This window comes from Nitrospira moscoviensis (genome assembly GCF_001273775.1).
GTDB classification, from domain to species: domain Bacteria; phylum Nitrospirota; class Nitrospiria; order Nitrospirales; family Nitrospiraceae; genus Nitrospira_D; species Nitrospira_D moscoviensis.
On the sequence record NZ_CP011801.1, the window covers coordinates 3,320,437 to 3,339,997 of the forward strand.

Annotated in this window: 20 protein-coding genes; all 20 read right to left on the reverse strand. The window is 62.9% G+C overall.

Annotated elements, in window-relative coordinates; translation table 11 throughout:
* Window positions 1-4: 4 nt before the first annotated feature.
* The 20 genes from NITMOv2_RS16155 to NITMOv2_RS16250 all read right to left on the reverse strand — a co-directional run bounded on the left by NITMOv2_RS16155 (window position 5) and on the right by NITMOv2_RS16250 (window position 19,504).
* Window positions 5-1,123 (reverse strand): glycosyltransferase family 4 protein, encoded by a 1,119-nt coding sequence (locus NITMOv2_RS16155; RefSeq protein ID WP_053380849.1) that lies wholly within the window; start codon window positions 1,121-1,123, stop codon window positions 5-7.
* 22 nt (window positions 1,124-1,145) lie between these two features.
* Complete coding sequence (locus NITMOv2_RS16160) at window positions 1,146-1,907, reverse strand: glycosyltransferase family 2 protein (protein ID WP_053380850.1); 762 nt, start codon at window positions 1,905-1,907, stop codon at window positions 1,146-1,148.
* A 9-nt stretch (window positions 1,908-1,916) separates the two neighbouring features.
* Window positions 1,917-2,687 carry a methyltransferase domain-containing protein gene (locus NITMOv2_RS16165; RefSeq protein WP_053380851.1) on the reverse strand — a complete coding sequence of 257 codons (771 nt, stop codon included), beginning with the start codon at window positions 2,685-2,687 and terminating at the stop codon, window positions 1,917-1,919.
* An 18-nt stretch (window positions 2,688-2,705) separates the two neighbouring features.
* On the reverse strand, window positions 2,706-3,551 hold the full coding sequence (locus NITMOv2_RS16170; protein WP_053380852.1) for a glycosyltransferase: 846 nt from the start codon (window positions 3,549-3,551) through the stop codon (window positions 2,706-2,708).
* A complete protein-coding gene (locus NITMOv2_RS16175; RefSeq protein ID WP_053380853.1) occupies window positions 3,548-4,141 on the reverse strand; it encodes a Uma2 family endonuclease in 594 nt (197 codons plus the stop codon). Before NITMOv2_RS16175 ends, NITMOv2_RS16170 begins: the two co-directional genes overlap by 4 nt.
* Before the next feature lie 11 nt (window positions 4,142-4,152).
* Window positions 4,153-4,896 (reverse strand): glycosyltransferase family 2 protein, encoded by a 744-nt coding sequence (locus NITMOv2_RS16180; protein WP_202967250.1) that lies wholly within the window; start codon window positions 4,894-4,896, stop codon window positions 4,153-4,155.
* Window positions 4,893-6,008, reverse strand: a complete 1,116-nt coding sequence (locus tag NITMOv2_RS16185) for a glycosyltransferase (RefSeq protein ID WP_053380854.1) — start codon at window positions 6,006-6,008, stop codon at window positions 4,893-4,895. The genes NITMOv2_RS16180 and NITMOv2_RS16185 overlap by 4 nt, the downstream gene beginning before the upstream one ends.
* On the reverse strand, window positions 6,005-7,051 hold the full coding sequence (locus NITMOv2_RS16190; protein ID WP_083448119.1) for a glycosyltransferase family 9 protein: 1,047 nt from the start codon (window positions 7,049-7,051) through the stop codon (window positions 6,005-6,007). The genes NITMOv2_RS16185 and NITMOv2_RS16190 overlap by 4 nt, the downstream gene beginning before the upstream one ends.
* On the reverse strand, window positions 7,051-8,835 hold the full coding sequence (waaF, locus tag NITMOv2_RS22920; protein ID WP_083448120.1) for a lipopolysaccharide heptosyltransferase II: 1,785 nt from the start codon (window positions 8,833-8,835) through the stop codon (window positions 7,051-7,053). The genes NITMOv2_RS16190 and waaF overlap by 1 nt, the downstream gene beginning before the upstream one ends.
* A 53-nt stretch (window positions 8,836-8,888) precedes the next feature.
* Window positions 8,889-9,953: a tetraacyldisaccharide 4'-kinase gene (lpxK, locus tag NITMOv2_RS16200; RefSeq protein ID WP_053380856.1), complete on the reverse strand. Its 1,065-nt coding sequence runs from the start codon at window positions 9,951-9,953 to the stop codon at window positions 8,889-8,891.
* A 1-nt stretch (window position 9,954) separates the two neighbouring features.
* Window positions 9,955-11,358 carry a 3-deoxy-D-manno-octulosonic acid transferase gene (locus NITMOv2_RS16205; RefSeq protein WP_083448121.1) on the reverse strand — a complete coding sequence of 468 codons (1,404 nt, stop codon included), beginning with the start codon at window positions 11,356-11,358 and terminating at the stop codon, window positions 9,955-9,957.
* A 134-nt stretch (window positions 11,359-11,492) separates the two neighbouring features.
* Complete coding sequence (locus NITMOv2_RS16210; RefSeq protein WP_053380858.1) at window positions 11,493-12,131, reverse strand: lysophospholipid acyltransferase family protein; 639 nt, start codon at window positions 12,129-12,131, stop codon at window positions 11,493-11,495.
* 20 nt (window positions 12,132-12,151) lie between these two features.
* The gene (gene msbA / locus NITMOv2_RS16215; RefSeq protein ID WP_053380859.1) at window positions 12,152-13,897 is read right to left on the reverse strand and encodes a lipid A export permease/ATP-binding protein MsbA; all 1,746 of its coding nucleotides are present in this window, start codon (window positions 13,895-13,897) and stop codon (window positions 12,152-12,154) included.
* Entirely contained in the window at window positions 13,885-15,015 is a 1,131-nt protein-coding gene (gene lpxB / locus NITMOv2_RS16220) for a lipid-A-disaccharide synthase (RefSeq protein ID WP_053380860.1), read from the reverse strand. The genes msbA and lpxB overlap by 13 nt, the downstream gene beginning before the upstream one ends.
* Before the next feature lie 87 nt (window positions 15,016-15,102).
* On the reverse strand, window positions 15,103-16,056 hold the full coding sequence (locus NITMOv2_RS16225) for a Gfo/Idh/MocA family protein (RefSeq protein ID WP_053380861.1): 954 nt from the start codon (window positions 16,054-16,056) through the stop codon (window positions 15,103-15,105).
* A gap of 24 nt (window positions 16,057-16,080) precedes the next feature.
* On the reverse strand, window positions 16,081-16,923 hold the full coding sequence (locus NITMOv2_RS16230; RefSeq protein ID WP_202967251.1) for an LpxI family protein: 843 nt from the start codon (window positions 16,921-16,923) through the stop codon (window positions 16,081-16,083).
* Complete coding sequence (gene lpxA, locus NITMOv2_RS16235; RefSeq protein ID WP_053380862.1) at window positions 16,924-17,736, reverse strand: acyl-ACP--UDP-N-acetylglucosamine O-acyltransferase; 813 nt, start codon at window positions 17,734-17,736, stop codon at window positions 16,924-16,926.
* A gap of 82 nt (window positions 17,737-17,818) precedes the next feature.
* Window positions 17,819-18,253, reverse strand: coding sequence for a 3-hydroxyacyl-ACP dehydratase FabZ (gene fabZ, locus NITMOv2_RS16240; RefSeq protein ID WP_053380863.1), 435 nt, complete (start codon window positions 18,251-18,253; stop codon window positions 17,819-17,821).
* 147 nt (window positions 18,254-18,400) lie between these two features.
* A complete protein-coding gene (locus NITMOv2_RS16245; RefSeq protein ID WP_083448122.1) occupies window positions 18,401-18,940 on the reverse strand; it encodes an OmpH/Skp family outer membrane protein in 540 nt (179 codons plus the stop codon).
* Window positions 18,941-18,955: 15 nt separating this feature from the next.
* The gene (locus tag NITMOv2_RS16250) at window positions 18,956-19,504 is read right to left on the reverse strand and encodes an OmpH/Skp family outer membrane protein (protein WP_053380865.1); all 549 of its coding nucleotides are present in this window, start codon (window positions 19,502-19,504) and stop codon (window positions 18,956-18,958) included.
* Window positions 19,505-19,561: the final 57 nt, after the last annotated feature.

A 19,561-nucleotide genomic window follows, 5' to 3' on the forward strand; every position in this document is an offset into this window, starting at 1 on the left:
CTGCTCACTCATGCTTCCCGGTACACAGGTCCTGATACAAGCTCAGCGTTTGGACGGCCGCGGCATGCCAGGTCATCTCTTTCGCCCGTACAAAGCCTCTCATGCGGAGATCCTTGTGCAGCGGCTCCTCTGTCAGCACGCGGCTCATCAGACCAGCCAACTCTTCGGGATCGCCGGGATGTGCCAAGAGGGCCGCTCCTCCGGCGACCTCCGGCAGCGCCGATGTCGTCGACGTGATGGTCGGCGCTCCGCACGCCATCGCCTCCAGCACCGGCATCCCGAAGCCCTCGTATCGTGACGGAAACACGAAGAGGCGCGCATAGGAATAGAGTAGCCGAAGCACGTCCGGCGAGACCCGCCCGGCGCAGACGATATCGGACTCCAGCCCATACGCCTTGGCGGTGTCCCGATAGTTCCCAAACCTGTGCGCTGGGTCGCCGACCAACACGAGTGACAGCCCCTTCCATGCCTCGCGGCACTTGGCCGCAGCAGCTAAAAAGCCGGTGTGGTTCTTCCTGGGGTCGGCGCCTCCCAGGAACAAGATGAACCCCTCTGTCCCGAGACCGATTCGTTGCCGCAGTCCCTTCATGGCTTCATCATTCCGCTCCGGCCAGAAACTCTCCGATACGCCGTTCGGAATAACGGCGATGCGCTCAGCCGGTAAACTATAGAGCTCCGCTATTTCACCGGCGGAGAAACGGGAGACCGTCACCACCTTCCTCGCGCGCCACACTGTCCGCCTGGTCCGCTGAAACGACCATCGCTGGCCGAAGGTCTTCCTGGAATACTCCGGCGCCCGGTCCAGCCACATGTCGTGGATGGTCACAATTCCTCCGCACCGCCCTTCGGCGCGCATTTTGAAGTTAGGGCCGTGAAAGAGGTCGAGGCGGTCCTTTCGCGCCCGCCAGGGCACCTTCCATCGGCCTGCTTCGATCCACCGTACATTCGGCGACGACGTCCAGCCTCCTTTGCGTAAGACGCTATCCGCCGTTCCCGGTGGAACGTAGGCGAAGAACTCGGTCGCCTTGTCGTGGCTTACCATGGCCTTGAGCAATTCCGTGGTGTGAGTTCCAACCCCCCCCTCACCTCCGACGATCGGCGCGGCATCAATTCCAATGCGCATCCCCCCGTACCCCTCTAGCCCCTTACCCCTTGCCCCGTTGCTCCACCAGCGCCCAGGCTTTCGCATATTTGACGAACGTATACATGGCGGCAAATAGCGCAGCAATGAGGCCCGGCGTTCCATCTATATAGCCCTTACGCACCCCATAGACCTTGAGAAATGTTCCAAGGTGGTGCCATGCGACTTGTGCGGGCGAAATGCGGATCTCCGCCTTCAGCTTTTCACTTGCGGCGAGCGTCGTATAGCGCGCGATTTTCCGGAAATGGTGTCCGACGGTCGGGATACTGTAATGGTCAAGGGGCTGGGTCAGGCGGGAGATCCGGCCGTGGAGATTCAGCCGCTCGTGCACGAGCGTGTCGTCATATCGCCCGGCGCCCCGCCGGAGGAGGCGGATTTGATAGTCGGGATAGACCCCTCCCCCGCGCAACCACCGCCCATAGAAAAAGTTCCTCCTGGGAATTTCGAACGCGGCGACCTCGTCGGGAACCGTCCCGCCGATCGTCCGTAGAATTTCGTCCCGCAAGACGTCAGTCACACGCTCGTCGGCATCGACAATCAGAATCCACTCAGAGGTAGCCTGATCCATGGCGAAGTTTTTTTGTGGTCCGAATCCTGGCCACTCTCTGACCACTACATGCTCGGTGTATCGACGCGCCAGATCGACGGTCCTATCGTCGCTGCAGGCATCGACGACGATGATTTCATCCGCCCACCGGATGGACCCGAGGCACGCGTCGATGTTCCGCTCCTCATTCTTTGTAATCACCACGATGGACAGCGGCATATCGGCCTCTTAGTGAATGAACAACGAGCGATATCCGTGCGCTCGGAAGATTCGAGCGCAGTCGGGGAACCGCCGTCGAAGCCGCAGCAATCGCGGCGCACGGAATACGTCGTTGCCGCTTGCCACGAGGGCTCTCGCCATCCCGACAAACCGGCACTCCCGCCCCGTCTTCCGGCAGTCGGCCATTGTCATCCTGACTTCAGGAACCCAGGTACGGTGCCAGTACAAAGCCGTCCGCTTCGCGCGTCCGGGGAAACAATGCTGCGCTTCCGGGAAATCAACACCGGCATAGAAATCCTTCATAAACTCGCCCGCACGACATGAGCAGAACCGAACCACTTCATCAGCGGTTTTCGGCTCGAACACGAGCCGGTTCCCCTCAATCACAAACACGAACCATTTATGGATCCACTGCTCAGGTGATTGCATATCGTGCATTGCAAGTCCCTGCTCCAGGAAGGGCGACGGCGTCTCGACATAGCCGGCGGTGCCGACGCGCATGATCTCCTCACAGGCCCCGAGCGGGTTGTCGACATGTTCCAAGATATGCGATGCATAGACGAAATCGAATGACGCGGATCGATACGGCAGGGCTTCGACATCACCGATCGTAAGAACGGCGGATTCCGGCACGCAGAGGCGTTGCATCCCTCGCTCCCGGCCTTCCTCGGCGTCAATCTCGAGAAGGTGTGTGGCCCCATGATATGGGTTGTGTCCCGCGCCGATATCGAGAATACGGCGCGCACCATACGGGCGCTTCCAAAGCGGCAGTTGCTTCATGGCGCTCCGCCAGAAGGTTCACCCCCGATAGCCGCGATGCGCCACCTCACGGTAAAATCGCCAATTCAGCCAGCGAGAGGTTCGAGAAGCCCACCGCGACGCCGCCTTCACCCGCGCCTGCATCACGCCGGGATGCGTACCACGAAATTCTTTGAGGATCGCATAATCGTCGAAGTGGAATGTCGGGTGAGCCAGCGCCGCGGCTTCCTCGGCCGGGAGGCTGTCTCCATGATGCTTATCCGCCTGTTCCCGCTTTTTGCTCAAGAGCGTCTGCGGGTCCTTAACCCACCCGTAGTGGAACATTCTGGCCCCCGAAGAGGCCAGCCATTCCTTCGGCCCGCTTTGCAGGTATCGCTGCGTCGGCTTGAAGTGAAATCCCACCGCGTCGCCGCACGACTCCACTTCCCCGTTGTTGCGGATGATGCGAACGGCCTTGTGATAGAACCAGGGGTTGGTGGACCAATAGTCGGCCACGAAGTGAAGATAGCGGAACAACAAGCCCTTCACCGCCGGATTGCCAAGATGGCGCTGCATCGATTGCCGGATGATCGGCAGATCATCTTCATGCACCACCTCGTCGGCTTGGATGTAAAAGGCCCAGTCGCCCGTGCACTGAGCCAAGGCGATGTTCGTCTGCTGTGAATAGATGAGCCCGTCCTTCCGCAGCGAGTCATCCCAGACCGATTCCACGATCTTGATCTTGGGGTCCGCGATGGATCGAATCAATTCCAGTGTGCCGTCGTCGCAGCGGCCGACGTTCACGATGAACTCGTCGCACACCGGCAACGCCGACCGGATCGACTCCACGATCGGATAATCGTACTTCACCGCGTTGCGGCAAAACGTAAACCCGCTGACTTTCATGCTTGGCCGTCCTGCTCCTTCTCCGGTTCCGGCGGCGCGACGTCGAAGACCTCCCAGAGGGCGATCTCGAGCTCTTCCAAAACCCGAATCACCAATCGCTCGCCCGCGCCCAGAAGATCCGGGCCTTGGAATTTCCCGCCGTCCAGCCAGTAGCGCTCAATCAGCAGTTCCTCAGGATGGATCAAGATATACTCACGCACGCTGAACCGTTCGTACAGCGCTTTTTTCTCCCGCTTGTCCTTCAGGCCCGTTGAGGGAGACAACACCTCGATGACGACGTCAGGAGCCCCATAGATTCGGTCCTTGATTTTGGCCGGATCGCAGACCACCAGCACATCGGGCTGCACGAAATTATGTTCATCAAGATAAACATCGAGGGGGGCGATTGCCGGGATACAGCGCTTACCCCGTAACTTTTCGCGCAAAATTGCGAAAAGATTCCCTGCCAGCCTCTGGTGACCAAAGCTGGGCGAGGGTGTCATCGCATAGGCCCGGCCGTCGATGACCTCCCAACGTTCATCCTCCGGCCAGGTCAAATAGTCTTGCCAGGTGTATTTGGCGCCGGGCTCTTTTTTCGAGGGATGTCCCATAACGCCTCCTGTCACCGCGTCTGCTCCCACAATTTGGCGTATTTCACGAAGGTGTAATAGGCATAGAGGCCGGAAAGAATCAACCCGGGCATGCCGTCGCGAAAGCCCTGGCGCAGCAGGTACATCTTCACAAACGTGCCTGTGGGATGGGTCACCAATTGATGCGCCGCGAACCGCCGGCCCTGCTCCTTCATCCGCCGCGCCATGAGATCGGAATACCGGTCGTGCTTCGCAAGAAAGTGATCCACGTCCCGGAAGGGAATCTGAATGGCCGGCTTGGTCAAGTAGCCGACCGGCCCGTCGCAATCGAAACTCTCATGGACGACCTCGTCGCGATAGCGAAACCGGCCCTTGCGGAAGAGCTGCGGTTGGCGATAGTCGGGATACCAGCCGCAATGTTTGATCCAGCGGCCGAGGAAATAGTTCTTGCGCGGCACGAAATAGGCGTCGGCTTTCGGACCTGCATCGAGCACCAGCCGGATCTCTTCGCGCAGCTCCGGCGTCATCCGTTCGTCGCTGTCCAGACTGAAGACCCAGTCGTGCGTACAGAACGAGACGGCCTGATTCCGCAGATGCCCGAAGCCCTTGAAATCGACCTGATAGACCTTGTCGGTAAACTCGCGGGCAATGGCGGCCGTCTTGTCCGTGCTGTGGGAATCGACGACGATCAGTTCGTCGGCCCAGGCGACGGACTCCAGGCAGGCCTTCATGTTGGGTTCGTCGTTATAGGCGATGACGTAGAGGGAATACTTCACGACGTTCCCTGCGCCCCTACTAATTGTTGATAGACCGCTTCCATGCGATCCAGCATCTTGTCGATGGAATAGGACTGGACGACCAGGGCCCGCCCTTCGGCCGCCATCCGCCGGCGTAGGGACGGGTCGTTCAGCAATATCTGAATCCGCTCGGCAAGCGCCTGCGCGTCCCGGGGAGGGACGACGAAGCCGGTTCGCCCTTCGATCACGACATCAGGAATGGATCCGACCGTCGTCGAGACCACCGGAACGCCCATCGCGAGGGCCTGCATCAGCACTTGGGGAATCGTGTCGCCTTCCACCGATGGAATGGCGAAGACATCCAGGGAGCGAAAAACGTTCAATAGATCGTCTCGGAATCCCAACATTCTCATGCCGGCGGAATGCCCCGTTCCCTCAATTCTGGCGCGGATCGACGCTTCTTCGGGACCTTCGCCGACGATCAGGAACGTCACATCCTTGCGCCGAGCGAGAATCCGCGCAGCCGCCTCGATGAAATACTCGTGGCCTTTGTACGTCCGCAGGTAGGAAATCAACCCCACCAGCAACCGGCCTCTCGGCAGGCCCAACTCATCCCGCAGGTCGGGATCAGGCGGAGCGGGCGAGAACTGGGCCACGTCGAGGCCGATGGGAAAAGCCGCCACCCGCGCGGGGTCCAATCCGTCCCGCTCGATCAAGTCGCGTTTCGTCCGCTCCCCGCCCGTCACGACCACCATGTCGATCAGCCGGCGATAGAGGAGCTGGGTCGTCAGAGTGCGGTTCAACGGCGTCGAAATATGGCGGATGCGAATCAGCTTGGGCCGGGGCGAGACGAGCCGCGCCGCCAGCGACCCGATCCAGCTGTCGCGGGAACTGTTGAGCTGCACGATGGCCGGCCGATGGCGGCGGAGCAGGGCTCGAAAGGCGAGAATAGCCGCGGGGTAGCGGGAGCGGCGCATCGAGACGAGCTCCACCGGCAGCTTCTTCTCCCTGGCCATGTCCGCGATGGGACTGCCCGGCTCGAGAATCAGCCGCAGATCGTGCCCCCGTTTCAGCAGCCCTTCGGCGTGCAGCAACACCGCCAACTCCTGGCCGCCGACCGCCATGCTGGATTCGGAGATCACGATCTTCATGGGAGCGCCACCGTGCCGCGCATACGCCGCCGGATCTTCACGGCGTCCACTACCCGCGCCGGCGTAATCTGCGTCAGACATGCCAGCGGCTCGCCGTTTCGGCATATCCGGCTGAAGCAGGGGCGGCACGATATCTCGTGCGTCAGCACGGTGTGCTGGTCCCCGTAGGGTCCCGTCCGTCTCACGCTCGTCGGGCCGAAGAGGGCCACGACCGGCGTGCCGACCGCCGCGGCGATATGCATCGGACCCGAATCGTTGGTGATCATCGCCGCCGCCTTGGAAAGAAACGCCGGCAGGTACCCGAGCGGCACCGCGCCCGCCACATCGATGACGGAACTCGTGACGAGCCTTTTGAGCCGCTCCACTTCGCTCCGTTCACCCTCACCTCCCATGACCACGAGCGGGCCCAGCCCTTCTTTCGTCAACTGATCGGCCACGGCGGCAAAGGACTCCAGCGGCCATCGTTTGGTCTCCCACCGCGCGGAGACATGCATGGCGATCCAGGATTGATCCTGGACCCCTCGGGACCGCAACAGTTCCCGCACAACCCGCTGATCCTGCTCGTCTATCTTGAATCGAAACCGAGGTTCTCCGAGGGGCGCTGCGCCCACCGCTTCCGCCGCCAGCAGATACCGGTCGACGGCATGCATCTCCGAGGTCGGCACGGGCACGCGCGTGGTGTAGAACCACGGGCTGCCCTCCCGGCCGTTGGCAAACCCCACTCTGACCCCTCCTCCGCTGAGCCGGCCGATCACGGCGCTCCGGAACAACCCTTGAAGATCGAGCACGAGGTCCCAGCGTTCCGATCGCAGCGCGGGAAGGACCCGCAGCGCGCCGCCGAGCGTCGCGTCGAACGGCCACACCCGGTCGACTCCTTCGATCCGCTCCACCAACTCGGCCCACCGCCGCTTGACGAGCCAGGTCAGATGGGCGGCAGGCCACCGTTGCTTCACCGCGGCGACGACCGGCATCGTGTGCACGATGTCGCCGAGCGAGCTGGGTTTGATGAGGAGAATGCGCTGCACGGCGGGCATGTTAGCCATCAGCTTTCAGCATTCAGCGTCTCAGCACGAGCAGACTGACAGCCGACGGCTGAGTGCTGATGGCTGTTCTTCCCTTTTGACAAAATCCATACAGCCGCGTCTCCCAGCGACGCAGCCACATAGTCCGGCGTCATCCTTTTGGCCGCCAGCTCAGCTTGCTCGTGCGCTGCCTCATTCCCCGTCGTGACGAACAGGCTATGTGCGCCGGCTCGCTTTGCCAGCTCGATGTCCCGAGCATGATCCCCAATGACGTAGGACCGTGCCACATCGATCCCATGGTCGCGAACGGCTTGTTCGATCATGCCGGTCTCCGGCTTGCGACAGCGGCACCCGTCATCGGGATGGTGCGGGCAAAAATAGATGCCGTCGAGCGACGCCCCTGCCGCCTCGAGCACATGGCCCAACTTGGCGTGAATCCGCTCGAGGTCGCCGACCGAGAGGTGGCCGCGGGCGATGCCGGACTGATTGGTGATGAGGATCAGCCGCGCGCCGGCCTTCTTCAGCTTCGCCAAGGCCTCCGGCACTCCCGGAAATAGCTCAAACTGCTCCGGCGACTTGATATAGCCGGGATCGGGATTCAAGGTGCCGTCGCGATCTAAGAAGATGGTGACACCGGAGAGAACGTTTGTCTGGTTTGTCTGGTCTGTTTTGTCTGTCTGGTCTATTCCGTCCTGGCGAGACAGACCAGAGAGACCAGACAGACGAGATAGACCAGCCTCGTACACCTTCTCCACCGACAACCGTGTCATGCAGCGATGATCGATGGGACATTCCCGCAGAAGACACGGGGCACAGTCCACCGGTTCGCGGACGATCCCCTGCGCCTGGCCGTAGGGGGCGGTCGTCCGCCAGTCGGTCGGGCCGAAGACCGCCACGACCGGCACGCTGAACGCCGCGGCGATGTGCATGGGCCCCGTGTCGTTCGTGATGAGCAACGAACAGCGTTTCGTCGCCGCCATCAATTCGCGGATCGTCGTCGCACCGGACATCACGATCGATCGGTCGCCGATCCGATCGGCAATGTCGCGGCCCAAGGCTTCTTCTCCCTTGGCCCCAAGAATCATGACGGCGGCTTGGCGTCCCTGCTGTTCGGAAATCCGCCGGCTCAGCCGTTGCGCCACCTCCGCGAACCGCTCCGGCAGCCAGCGCTTCGCGCCGCCATAGGTCGATCCGGGATTGATGCCGATCACCACATCGGATGGCTCAATCCCGGCCGCCGTGAGCCGGACCGCCATCTGCTGTTCTTCGTCGGCCGCCAACGCGAGAGTGGGAGCCGGTGGCTCTCCCGCCACCCCGAGCGGACGGAGGAGGTTCCAATAGTACAAGACCTGATGTGCCAAGGTCTGCTTGTCCGGCACCGCGACGGGCTGCGTGAGAAAAAACGTCCGGCCGTCGGTCGCGTAGCCGTAGCGGCGCGGAATCCCGGCGAGCCAAGTGAGGAAAGCCGCTTCGAACGCATTCTGGAACAGCACCGCCAGATCGAACCGGCGCTGCCGCAGCAGGCCGGCCAAGGTCCACTTTCCGGAGAGGCCGGCATGGACCCGCTTGTCCTCATACACGATGATGTGATCGAAACCGGGATGAGTCTTGAACAGCTCCGCGATCGCCGGCTTGGCCAGCAAGGTGATCGCGGCCGATGGGAACAACGTCCGCAGCGTTCGCAGGGCCGGCTCGCAGATGACCGCGTCGCCGATCCAGTTCGGCGCCCGCACGAGGAGACGCCGGATCGAGTGCCGAGTGCCGAGTGCCGAGTGCCGAGACGGTTCGGTTTGCTGAGGCTGCACCGTTATCCCTCTTACCCCGTTATCCCACTACCCCGTTACCCCATTACCCCTCGTTATCCCTCTACCCCGCGGGACACCAAGTCCCGCAAACGGGCCTCACCCTGCGTCACCACCGTGGCGATGCGCAGCGCCCACCAGTTATCACCGGCCACGAGCAGCGGCGCCAGTTTACCAGCATCCTTTTCCGTGGTCAGCACCAGATCCGCGCCCGCGCGTTTCGCTTCAGCCTTCATCCGCTCGATGTCATGCTTGCCATACCGGTAGTGGTCGCGGAACGTGCCGGCGCCGCACACCACGAGGCCGAGCGCGGTGACAGACCGGTTGAACGACGCACTGTTGCCGATGCCGCTGACCAGCCAGGCCCGTTTTCCGCGCCATGTGTCCAGGGCCCGAACCTCGTCCGCCAGCACCGATACCGTGCAGTGGGGGCGAAAGACCGCTTCGATCGGCTGTGCCTCGCTACGGTGGATCGACGCGAGACGGCGCCGGACGGTCTGCACCTCCTGTTTGTCGTCAGCTCGCGTGATGACGAGGGCGTCCGCGCGCGTCACTCCCTTGAGCGGCTCCCGGAGCCGTCCCGCCGGCACCATGGCCTCCAGCCCGCCGGCATCCATCGCGTCCACCAGGACAATGTCCAGGTCGCGATGCAGGGCCCGATGCTGGAAGCCGTCGTCGAGCACCACGCAATCCACGCTGAATCGGTCCAGGACCCAACGGCCGAGCGCCGCCCGATCCGACCCCACCGCCACGACCGCCCGCGGACACCGACGGGCGATCAAAACCGGCTCGTCGCCTGCCTCCGGCGGCCCAGCGAGCAGCCTCGTCCCGTCGGACACCAGCACACGTTCGTCTGCACGGCTCCGCCGGTAGCCTCGACTCAAGACGGCGACCCGGCGGCCCTCCGCTTCCAACCATTCCACCAACAGGATAACGACCGGCGTTTTCCCGGTTCCACCGACGGTCATGTTGCCGACGCTGATGACGGGGACCGGCAGCCGGGCGGCGGTGAACCAGCCTCGGTCATAGCCCCAGTTGCGGAGTTGCGCGGCCGCCCCATAGAGCGCAGCCGGTCCCCGCAACCACGCGCGCGCCGGCCGGCCTGGCTCCAAGAAGGACATGTTAGGACCTGGCCGCGGCGGAGTGAGGTACCGGGCGCACCGGACCGGCGGCGCACAGCGGCGAAGCGGTCAGGCAGGATTCGATGAGTCGTACAGTGCGGTCGAGCGCGCCTTGGTTCTCGAGGACGACCCGGCGGGCGGCCTCCCCGACAGACCGCCGGGCCGACTGATCGGACAGCCATGCGTCAACATGCCGGATCATCGCGTCCGCGCCATCTACCTGTGAAGCGCCCCCCGCCTGGAGGAGGAGCGCGGCGATTTCCGCGCAGTGATCCGTATGGGGCCCGAACAGCACCGGCTTCCCCCAGACGGCCGGCTCCAGGAGATTATGCCCGCCGACGGGAACGAGCGTGCCGCCCACGTAGGCGATCGCCGCTTCGTGATAGGCGCGGGCCAATTCGCCTCTGGTGTCCAGAATGATGACGCGGGGGCCGGCCATGACGCCGCCGAGCCGGCTCCGCCTCTGCGCGGGCAATCCCGCCCCCTTCACCATCAACTCCACCTGATCGGCCCGCTCGATGTGCCGGGGCGCCAGCATCAAGACCAGGGAGGGATGCCGCGCGAGCAGCCCCCGATAGGCGCTCACCAGTTGTTCTTCCTCACCCGGATGGGTGCTGCCGGCCAGCCACAACGGCTCGTGATCGGAAAGCCCGAGACCCCGGCGAAATGCCGGATCGACCGGCAAGGCCGGCATCGGCTGATCGAACTTGATGTTGCCCGTCACATGGACCCTCTCCGATGGCGCTCCCAAGGCCGCGATTCGTTCTGCGTCGCGCTTGGATTGCATGAGACACAGGGCGAGCGTGCCCACGATCGATCGATAGAAGGAGCGGAGCACCGGCACATTTTGCCGCCCGAACGAGCGGGACGACAATCGACCGTTGACCAGGACGGCCGGCATCCCCCGTGTATCCAACATCCATAACAGATTCGGCCAGAGCTCGGTTTCGACGAAGAGATACAGAACGGGACGCAGGCGATTCAGCATGCCGGACACCGCCCAAGGAAAATCCAGCGGCGCATAGCGATGCTCCGCGATACCGGCCAGCCGCTGCTCGACCGCTTCACGCCCCGTCTCCGTCACGGTCGTCACCACGTAACGATAGTCGGGATGCGCCTGGCGCAACGCCTTGACGAGCGGCGTGACGGCGACCACTTCACCAAGCGAGACGGCGTGGATCCAGATGGTTGGTCTATCATGTCTATCTGGTCTGTCTGGTCTATTTGGTCTGTCTGGTTGATCGGAAAGACGAGATAGACGAGACAGACCGAATAGACCAGATAGACGTCCTTCCAACCCGAGCCTCTGCGGCAGTCCTCTCCGGCAGCGGGGCTTCAGCAGTAGGACGCAGATCACCACCGGCGAAGCGAGAATCAGCAGGACGTTATAGAGCAGGCGCCACATGATTCTAAGAGCGAGAGGTGCGAGACGGGCGAGACTTGCGGGAAAAGCGAGACGAATTCACCTCTCGCCCGTCCCGCCCCTCTCGCTCGTCTCGCTGTCTGTGACAGCTTTTTCCGCCTCTTCCGTCAGCCGATTCAGAACGGTTTCGAGCTCCAGGCGGGCGGCTTCGAGCATGGCCTCGCCGGCGTCACGCGGCACGACGATCGGCTCCCCGTAGAGAAAGAGCCCCCGCGAGAACGGAGAGGGGACCATGAAGCGATCCCAGCTCGCGAAGAGTTTTTTTTTGAGCAGGCGAAGGCGAGCGGGACAATCGGGAGTCCGGTGGCCTTCGCCAATTGGACGACGCCGAGCTTGGCGATTTGACGCGGCCCCTTGGGACCGTCCGGCGTGACGACGACATCTCTGCCTGAGCGGCCCAGCTTGATCAGCGCGCGCAGCGCGCCGGCGCCTCCTCGTGTGCTGGATCCTCTGACGGCCTGATGGCCGAAGCGGGCGATGATGCGGGCGATGATCTCGCCGTCGCCGTGTTGGCTGATCAGCACGTGCGATCCGGCGCCGCGATAGCCGAGCGGAATCATCAACTGTTGCGCGTGCCAGAAGGCCAGGATGATGTTGCGCCCTTCACCGTAGATCTTATCCACCGGGCCATGCCCGCCCGTCTCGACCCGCATCGTTCGGCCGATGGCGCGGATGACCCCAGCCGCCACCGGAGGCAGCAGCGAGAATTTGAGCCAGTTCTCGACGCGTCGTTTTCTTCCGTGCCCATCACCCATCACGCATCACCCATCACGCATCACGCGCTCGGGACATCCTGGAACTGCATCGCGTGCAGACGCTTATACAAGCCGCCTCGCCGCAGCAATTCTTCATGCGAGCCGATCTCCGCGATCGTGCCGTGGCTCAGCACGACGATGCGGTCGGCGTTTTGGATCGTCGACAGCCGGTGCGCGATCACGAGCGTCGTCCGGTTCTTCATCAGATTCGCCAGGGCCAGTTGGACGACGCGCTCGGACTCCGTATCGAGCGCCGACGTGGCTTCATCCAGAATCAAGATCGGCGGATCGCGGAGAATCGCCCGGGCGATGGCCAGCCGCTGCCGCTCGCCCCCCGACAACTTCAACCCGCGCTCGCCGATGATCGTGTCATAGCCTTGGGGAAGGCGCTGGATGAAGTCGTGGGCGTACGCGAGCGCGGCGGCCTGTTGGATCTCCACGTCCATCGCCCCCGTCCGGCCGAAGGCGATGTTGTTGCGGATCGTGTCGTCGAAGAGCACGACGTCCTGCGAGACAATGCCGATATGGGCGCGGAGCGACTGTAAGGTGTACGCCGTCAACGGGAGGCCGTCCAGCAGAATGCGGCCTTCCGTCGGCTCGTAGAACCGGGGCAGCAGGCTCACCAACGTGCTTTTGCCGCTGCCGCTGCTGCCGACCAACGCGACGACTTCGCCGGCTTTGACGGAGAGATCGATCCCGGCCACCGCATGAATGGCCTGACTCTCGTACCGCAACGACACCTGCTGGAACTCGACCGTATGGCTGTGTCCCGCGAGCACGACCGTGCCGCGATCCCGCTCCTGTTCCGTCTCCAAATCGAGGACTTCATAGACCCGCTCGGCCGCCGCCAACGCCTGCTGGATGGTGTTGTTGGCGCCCGACAGTTTGCGGATCGGCGTATAGGCCATGAACATCGCCGTCAAAAAGGAGAAAAACGCGCCCGGCGTCATCGTGCCGTTGATCACGAGAAACCCGCCGTACCACACGATGGCCGCCACGCCGACCACGCCGATGACTTCCATGTGGGACGACCCGAGCGACGACACTTGGATGGCCTTCATCGTCGTGTCGAGAAAGGCTTTGTTGCTGCGCCTGAACCGCTCGGTCTCCTGATCCTCGCGGCCATAGGCCTTCACCATCCGGATGCCGGCGAGCGCCTCCTGTAAGGTGGAGGCCATGTCGCCCATCCGTTCCTGCCCGCGCGTCGCCAGAATCCGCAGCCGCTTCCCCATGCGCACCGTCGTGACGGCGGCCATGGGAATGACCACGATCGAGAGGGTGGCGAGCTGCCAATTCTGATAGAAGATCACGCCCAGCATCGCGAGGAACGTGAGCCCCTGCTGGAAGATGTCTTTCAGCACGCCGGCCACCGCATTGGCCATCAACGTCACGTCGTTGACGACGCGGGAGACGAGCCGGCCGGACGTATTCCGATCGTGGTAATTGACGGGCAGCCGCAGCAGTTTGGCGAACAGCGCCTGGCGCACGTCGGCAATGACCTGGTTGCCGACGTAGTTCATCAGGTAATTCTGGCCGTAATTGAACGCGCTCTTGCAGACCGCTACGGCAAAGAGCGCGAGGGGCAGAACTAAGAGCAACGTGTCGTTCTTGTTGATGAAGATTTCGTCCAGGACCGGCTTGACCAGCCAGGCATAGGCGGCGGAAAACGCCGCGACGAGCCCGGAGCAGACGAAGGCTGCGATCAAGCGGACCTTGTGAGGCCGCAGATACCGGACCAATCGGGCAAAACGGTCTACGTTCGACATGCCGCCAGCACCACTTCCGCCGCTCTTGTGGACGCGCCCGGCCCGCCCAACGCCGCCTTCACCTGTCTCAAACTCCGTTTCATGTCTTCATAGACGGCGGGATTGTCCAGCATCCGCACGGCTTCCTCGTACAACCGCTGGGCCGTCGCGTCGGATTGGATCAACTCCGTCACCACCGTGCGGTCCGCCACGAGATTCACCAAGCCGATCCATTTGACGCGGATCAGCAGCCAGGCCAACCAGTAGGTGAACCAAGTGGTGCGATAGAGCAGCACCATCGGCGTGCCGACCACCGCCGCCTGCAGGGTGGCGGTCCCCGACGCCACCAGCACGAGATCGGAGGCGGCCATCACTTCGCCGGCCTGCTCCTTGACGACGGTGACCGGGACCGGACTCTCCCGCAAGAGGGATTCCAGCAGATTATCCTGAATTGTGGAGGCCTGCGCCAGGAGAAACTGCGTTTTCCGGTCGCGGCGGGCCAATCGTTCGGCCGCGCCCAACAGGATCGGCAGCAGCGCCTTCACCTCGGTGCTGCGGCTGCCCGGAAGCAGTGCGACGACCGGTCCCGCCGCATCGAGGCCCCATCCCTTCCTGAGCCCGATCCCATCATACTGCGGCGCGACCGCGTCGAGGAGAGGATGGCCGACGAAGGTGCACGGAATTCCCGCCCGGTCGTAGATCGCTTTCTCGAACGGCAGAATCACGATGACGTGATCGACCCGCCGCTTGATCCAATGGATGCGGCCCGGCCGCCAGGCCCAAATTTGCGGAGCGATGTAGTAGATCACCCGCAACCCGGCCGCCTTGGCGAAATAGGCATAGCGGAGGTTCAGACCCGGATGGTCGATAAAGACGACGGCATCCCAGCGTTCGGAGCGGAACAATCGCCGCATGGAGCGAAACCGCCGAACCACTGAGACGAGCGCGGCCGGCCCCACCATGCCGATGATGTCCAGCTCGCCGAGATCCCGCACCAGCTGCACCCCGGCCGCCTGCATGGCCGCCCCGCCGATACCGGCGAGCGAGACATGGGGATCCAGAGCCTTGAGGGCCCTCGCAAGATTGGCTCCATGGAGATCTCCCGACGCTTCGCCGGTGACGATGAGGATGCGCCGCATATGAGAATGGGGTCGCGGGGTAGCGGGATAACGGGGTATCCTCCATACCGCGTTCTATCCCTTACCCCCCTTACCCCGTTTATCCCTTTACCCACCCACATGCCGCTCGGCAAACTGGGTGATCGCCTTCAGGACCTCGTGCGCCACTTCGAGCGCCGCGGCACCGTCTTCGCCGGAGACGACCGGGCGTCCGCCGGTCTTGACCGCTTGGAGGAACGATTCCAATTGCAGCTTCAGCGGCTCCTCGTCGCCACCCTTGAACTCCTCGAGCTCGATGCTCGGCCGCCGCCCCGGATGAGCCGAACGCCGGGAGACCATCCCCTGTCTCGATTGGAAATCGATGGAGACATAACTATCGCGCTGGAACAGGCGGAGCCGCCGCATTTTATTGAGCGACACCCGGCTGGCCGTCAGGTTGGCGACACAGCCGCTGCTGAATTGGATGCGCGCGTTGGCGATATCCACGGTGGACGAGAGCACCGGCACGCCGGCGGCCCGCACCTCTTCCACCGAGCCGGGATTGAACGAGAGCACCAGATCGATGTCGTGGATCATCAAATCCAGCACCACGTCCACGTCCGTCCCCCGCTCGCTGAACGAACTGAGCCGGTGCCCTTCGATAAACGCCGGGGTCCCGATGTGCGGGCGCATCGCCAGCATGATCGGATTGAACCGCTCGCTGTGGCCCACTTGCAGCCGGCGGTCGTGAGCCACGGCGAGTGCGACCAGTTCCTGCGCTTCGGCGGGCTGGACGGCGACCGGTTTCTCGACCAAGACGTGCTTCTTGGCTTCGAGACAGGCTTTCGCCACCGCGTAATGGCCGGACGTGGGTACGGCGACGCTGACCACGTCGACCTGCTTCAACAGATCGGAAAGGCCGGCGAAGACCTGCGCGCCGTGGCGGTCGGCGATCGCCTTGGCCCGGTCAAGATTTTGATCGGTGACGCCGACCAGCAGGGAATCCGGCAGTGTCGCATAGAGACGCGCATGGTGCTGTCCCAAATGCCCGACGCCGATCACGCCCGCGCGAAGTTTCACCATAACACCCGCTACCCCGTTACCCCTCTACCCCATTACCCCGTTATCTTTTATTCCGACCACCGCGATCCCGTTCGCGTCCGCCTTTTTGACCAGCAGGTCGCCGTCCAACATGACGGTCTTGCCCGCCTCCACGGCCAGCACGGCGGCTTTCACCGACGACATGACGTCGATGGTCCGCGGTCCGATGGCCGGCAAATCGAACCGCAGATCTTGCTGCGGCTTGCAGCGTTTCACGACGACGGCCCCTTCCTTGGCCAGCTCGCCTCCGCGGGTGATGGCGCCGTCCGTGCCCTCCACGGCCTCGACCGCCACCACGACCCGGTCTTTGACCACCACACACTGGCCGATGTCCAGGCGGCCGATCTCACGCGCCACGTCCCATCCGCAGCGGATGTCTTCCCACTCCTTCTTGGACGGTTCGCGCGACGTCAACGTGCCTTCGTCGACCAGAATGCCCTCCAGCCCGAAGGTCGACTCGCAGATCGTGATCCCTTCCCGCTCCAGCTCCGCGGCGATTTCTCTGAGAATATCGTCGTCCTTCCACAACGCCAGGCGGGCGGCCAGCGCCAGCGCGCGGAAGTCCGGACGCACCGTGCTGAACACATGGGTCTTCTTGATGCCGCCCAGCATCACCGCCTGCCGCACGCCGTCGTCCTGGAAGGCGCGGATCAGTTTGTTGAGCTGACCGATCTTGATCCAGTGGATGCGGTCGACATGGCGCGCAAGCTCGGGCTCGGTTTCTCCCTCGTGCGCCACCGCCGTCACAAACAGCCCCAGCTTCCTGGCGTTGTCGGCAAAGATGATGGGAAACCGGCCGTTGCCGGCGATCAATCCGATGCGCCCGTTGGCGGGAATCGACGCAGTCACCTAGGATGGTTCCTCGCTCTCCAGTTCCTTGCTCACCGACCGGGAGACCCCCCGCTTGGTGCCTTCCATGAACGTGATGATCTGGGCGACGTCCGCATCCCCCTTGAACTCCTCTTTGGCCAGTCTGATCGCTTCCGCCGCGCGATGGCCCGACCGGAACAAGAGATCGTACGCCTTCTTCAGCACGGCAATCCGGTCGGCGGAAAACCCGTGGCGCCGAAGACCGACGGAATTCAACCCGTAAAGATGCGCGCGGTATCCGCCCGCGGCCCGCATGAAGGGCGGCACGTCCTGCCCGATCGCGCAGCAGCCGCCCACCATCGCATAGTCGCCGACCCGGACATACTGATGGATCCCCGTCAGCCCGCCGACGATCGCATGGTCGCCGATCTCGATATGGCCCGCCAGACTCGCTGCGTTGGCCATGATGAGATGGCTGCCCAGCCGGCAATCGTGGGCCACGTGCACGTAGGCCATGAGGATGTTTTTCGATCCCAGAGACGTCACGCCGCCCCCTTGGACGGTCGCCCGGTTGACCGTGACGTACTCGCGGAGAATATTCTCATGGCCGATGACCACTTTCGTCGGTTCACCCTTATAGCCGAGGTGCTGCGGCGGTCCGCCGATGGAGGCGAAGGGATGCACTTCGTTCCGTTCGCCGAGCTCCGTCCAGCCGTCGATCGAGACGTGGGACAGGAGCCTGGTCCCTTTGCCGATGGTCACATGCTCTCCGATCACGCAGTAGGGGCCGACGACGACGTCGGCGGCGAGCTTCGCCTTGGGATGTACAATCGCTGTGGGATGAATCTGCACGCTTACCTCCGTGACGAGTGACGAGTGACGAGTGACGAGTGGTGACGGCCTTTTCCGCTCGTCACCGGTCACGTGTCACGCGTCACGTTTTCTCTTCAGTTACCATCGCCGTGACTTCGGCTTCGCACACCAGCTCGTTGTCGACGAAGGCCTTGGCCTGCATCTTCCAAAACGGCGGCCGCTTTTTCAGCAAATCCACCTCGAAGCGCAACTGATCGCCCGGCACCACCGGCTTGCGGAATTTGGCGCCGTCGATGCCGGTCAGATACACCACCGGCCGCCCGGTCGGCGCCGTCGATTTGAAGGCGAGGACCCCGCCCACCTGCGCCATGGCTTCGATGATCAGGACCCCGGGCATGACGGGACGGCCGGGGAAATGGCCTTGAAAAAACGGCTCGTTGATGGTCACGTTTTTGATCCCGACGATCCGCCGGTCCACGTCCAATTCTTTGATCCGGTCCACCAAGAGAAAGGGATACCGGTGGGGAAGTAACGACTGAATCTCTGCCTGCTCCATCGCTGCCCTCCTCAGAGCACAAACGTTTATTTGGTTGATTAGGTTTGTCTGGTTATTTGGTTGAAAAGCTGACGGACCCGCCACTCAACCAAACAAACCAAACAAACCAGATACAGATCAACCAAACAAACCAGACAAACGGTCCCCCTACTTGTTTTGCCGATCGAATTCCTTGGTCACCGCGTCGGTCACGTCCAGCGCGGGCTGGTGATAGATGACGACGCGGATGGCGGCTTCGTTGCCCTTGTCGAGGATCGCCAGGTAACCGTCCTTCTGCGCCACCGCCTGCGCGGCCTCGGCGATCTTCTTGGAATATTCCGCGATCATCTCGCGCTGCTTTTGCTGAATCTCCCGGTTGAAATCCTGCAGCCGGCGCTGGTAGGCCTCGAGCTTGACGCGGAACTGCTCCTGCTTTTCCTGCTTCGCCGCCTCGCTCAGCTTGGCGTTCGGATCCTGAATCGCCTGTTCCAGCTCCTTCAATTCCTGGTCGTCGGCGTTGATGATCTTCTGCCGCGTCAGCGAATAGCTCTTCATGTCCTCCAGCGCGCGTTTGCCGGCTTTGGACCGCTCCATGACCAGTTGCTGATCCATCACGCCGATTCTCACCGGCTCGGCCGCGTCCGCCGCCCCGAGGCCGAGGACGACCGCGAGCCCCAGCCCCATTCCGATAGTTCGTCCGTTCACCATGCCATCCTCCACCGTCTACGGATACTCCCGATTGAATTCCTCGATCACCGGACCCGAGATATCGAGCCCCTCCTCATGATACAGCGTCGGCCCGCCTTTGCTCTTGTCCACGACGACCTGAAGGCCGAGCCGCTTCGCCACTTTCGCCACGGCGGTTTCCAGCTTGTCGCGGAACGATTCCAGCACGTCCTTCTGCTTCTCCTGCACTTCCCGGTTCAGCTCGGCCACTTTTTGCTGGTACTCCTGCATGCGGCGGCGAAACTGCTCCTCGCGCTCGCGCTTCGCCGTCGGGCTCAGGACGCTCGCCTGCTTGATGAAGTCCTCCTCCATCCGGCGCAATTCTTTTTCATCCAACTCGATCAACGCCTGGCGGTTTTTCTGGAACGACGAGAGACTGTCCTTCGCCTTTTTGCCGGCGCTCGATTCGTTCAAAATGCGCTGCGGATCGATCACGCCGATCTTGCCCTCGACCTTCATCTCGGGGCCTGTGCAGCCGGCCATGCCACCTACCAACAATACCAGCCCGAGCATTTGCATGATGTTCAAAAAGCTCGTCGTTCTCACCCGCCACACCCCGATGCGCCGAGACGCATCGTTCCGCGGGCAAGGCCGCAGTAATGC

What these genes read in the sequence shown, in the direction of transcription:
- NITMOv2_RS16160 (WP_053380850.1), bottom strand. Translation starts at nt 1,907, where the DNA reads ATGCCGCTGTCCATCGTGGTGATTACAAAGAATGAGGAGCGGAACATC.
- NITMOv2_RS16205 (WP_083448121.1), bottom strand. Translation starts at nt 11,358, where the DNA reads ATGTGGCGCCTGCTCTATAACGTCCTGCTGATTCTCGCTTCGCCGGTG.
- NITMOv2_RS16165 (WP_053380851.1), bottom strand. Translation starts at nt 2,687, where the DNA reads ATGAAGCAACTGCCGCTTTGGAAGCGCCCGTATGGTGCGCGCCGTATT.
- NITMOv2_RS16245 (WP_083448122.1), bottom strand. Translation starts at nt 18,940, where the DNA reads ATGGTGAACGGACGAACTATCGGAATGGGGCTGGGGCTCGCGGTCGTC.
- NITMOv2_RS16190 (WP_083448119.1), bottom strand. Translation starts at nt 7,051, where the DNA reads ATGGCTAACATGCCCGCCGTGCAGCGCATTCTCCTCATCAAACCCAGC.
- fabZ (WP_053380863.1), bottom strand. Translation starts at nt 18,253, where the DNA reads ATGGAGCAGGCAGAGATTCAGTCGTTACTTCCCCACCGGTATCCCTTT.
- NITMOv2_RS16155 (WP_053380849.1), bottom strand. Translation starts at nt 1,123, where the DNA reads ATGCGCATTGGAATTGATGCCGCGCCGATCGTCGGAGGTGAGGGGGGG.
- msbA (WP_053380859.1), bottom strand. Translation starts at nt 13,897, where the DNA reads ATGTCGAACGTAGACCGTTTTGCCCGATTGGTCCGGTATCTGCGGCCT.
- lpxB (WP_053380860.1), bottom strand. Translation starts at nt 15,015, where the DNA reads ATGCGGCGCATCCTCATCGTCACCGGCGAAGCGTCGGGAGATCTCCAT.
- lpxK (WP_053380856.1), bottom strand. Translation starts at nt 9,953, where the DNA reads ATGTCCTTCTTGGAGCCAGGCCGGCCGGCGCGCGCGTGGTTGCGGGGA.
- NITMOv2_RS16210 (WP_053380858.1), bottom strand. Translation starts at nt 12,131, where the DNA reads ATGGGTGATGGGCACGGAAGAAAACGACGCGTCGAGAACTGGCTCAAA.
- NITMOv2_RS16185 (WP_053380854.1), bottom strand. Translation starts at nt 6,008, where the DNA reads ATGAAGATCGTGATCTCCGAATCCAGCATGGCGGTCGGCGGCCAGGAG.
- NITMOv2_RS16175 (WP_053380853.1), bottom strand. Translation starts at nt 4,141, where the DNA reads ATGGGACATCCCTCGAAAAAAGAGCCCGGCGCCAAATACACCTGGCAA.
- NITMOv2_RS16225 (WP_053380861.1), bottom strand. Translation starts at nt 16,056, where the DNA reads ATGGTGAAACTTCGCGCGGGCGTGATCGGCGTCGGGCATTTGGGACAG.
- NITMOv2_RS16170 (WP_053380852.1), bottom strand. Translation starts at nt 3,551, where the DNA reads ATGAAAGTCAGCGGGTTTACGTTTTGCCGCAACGCGGTGAAGTACGAT.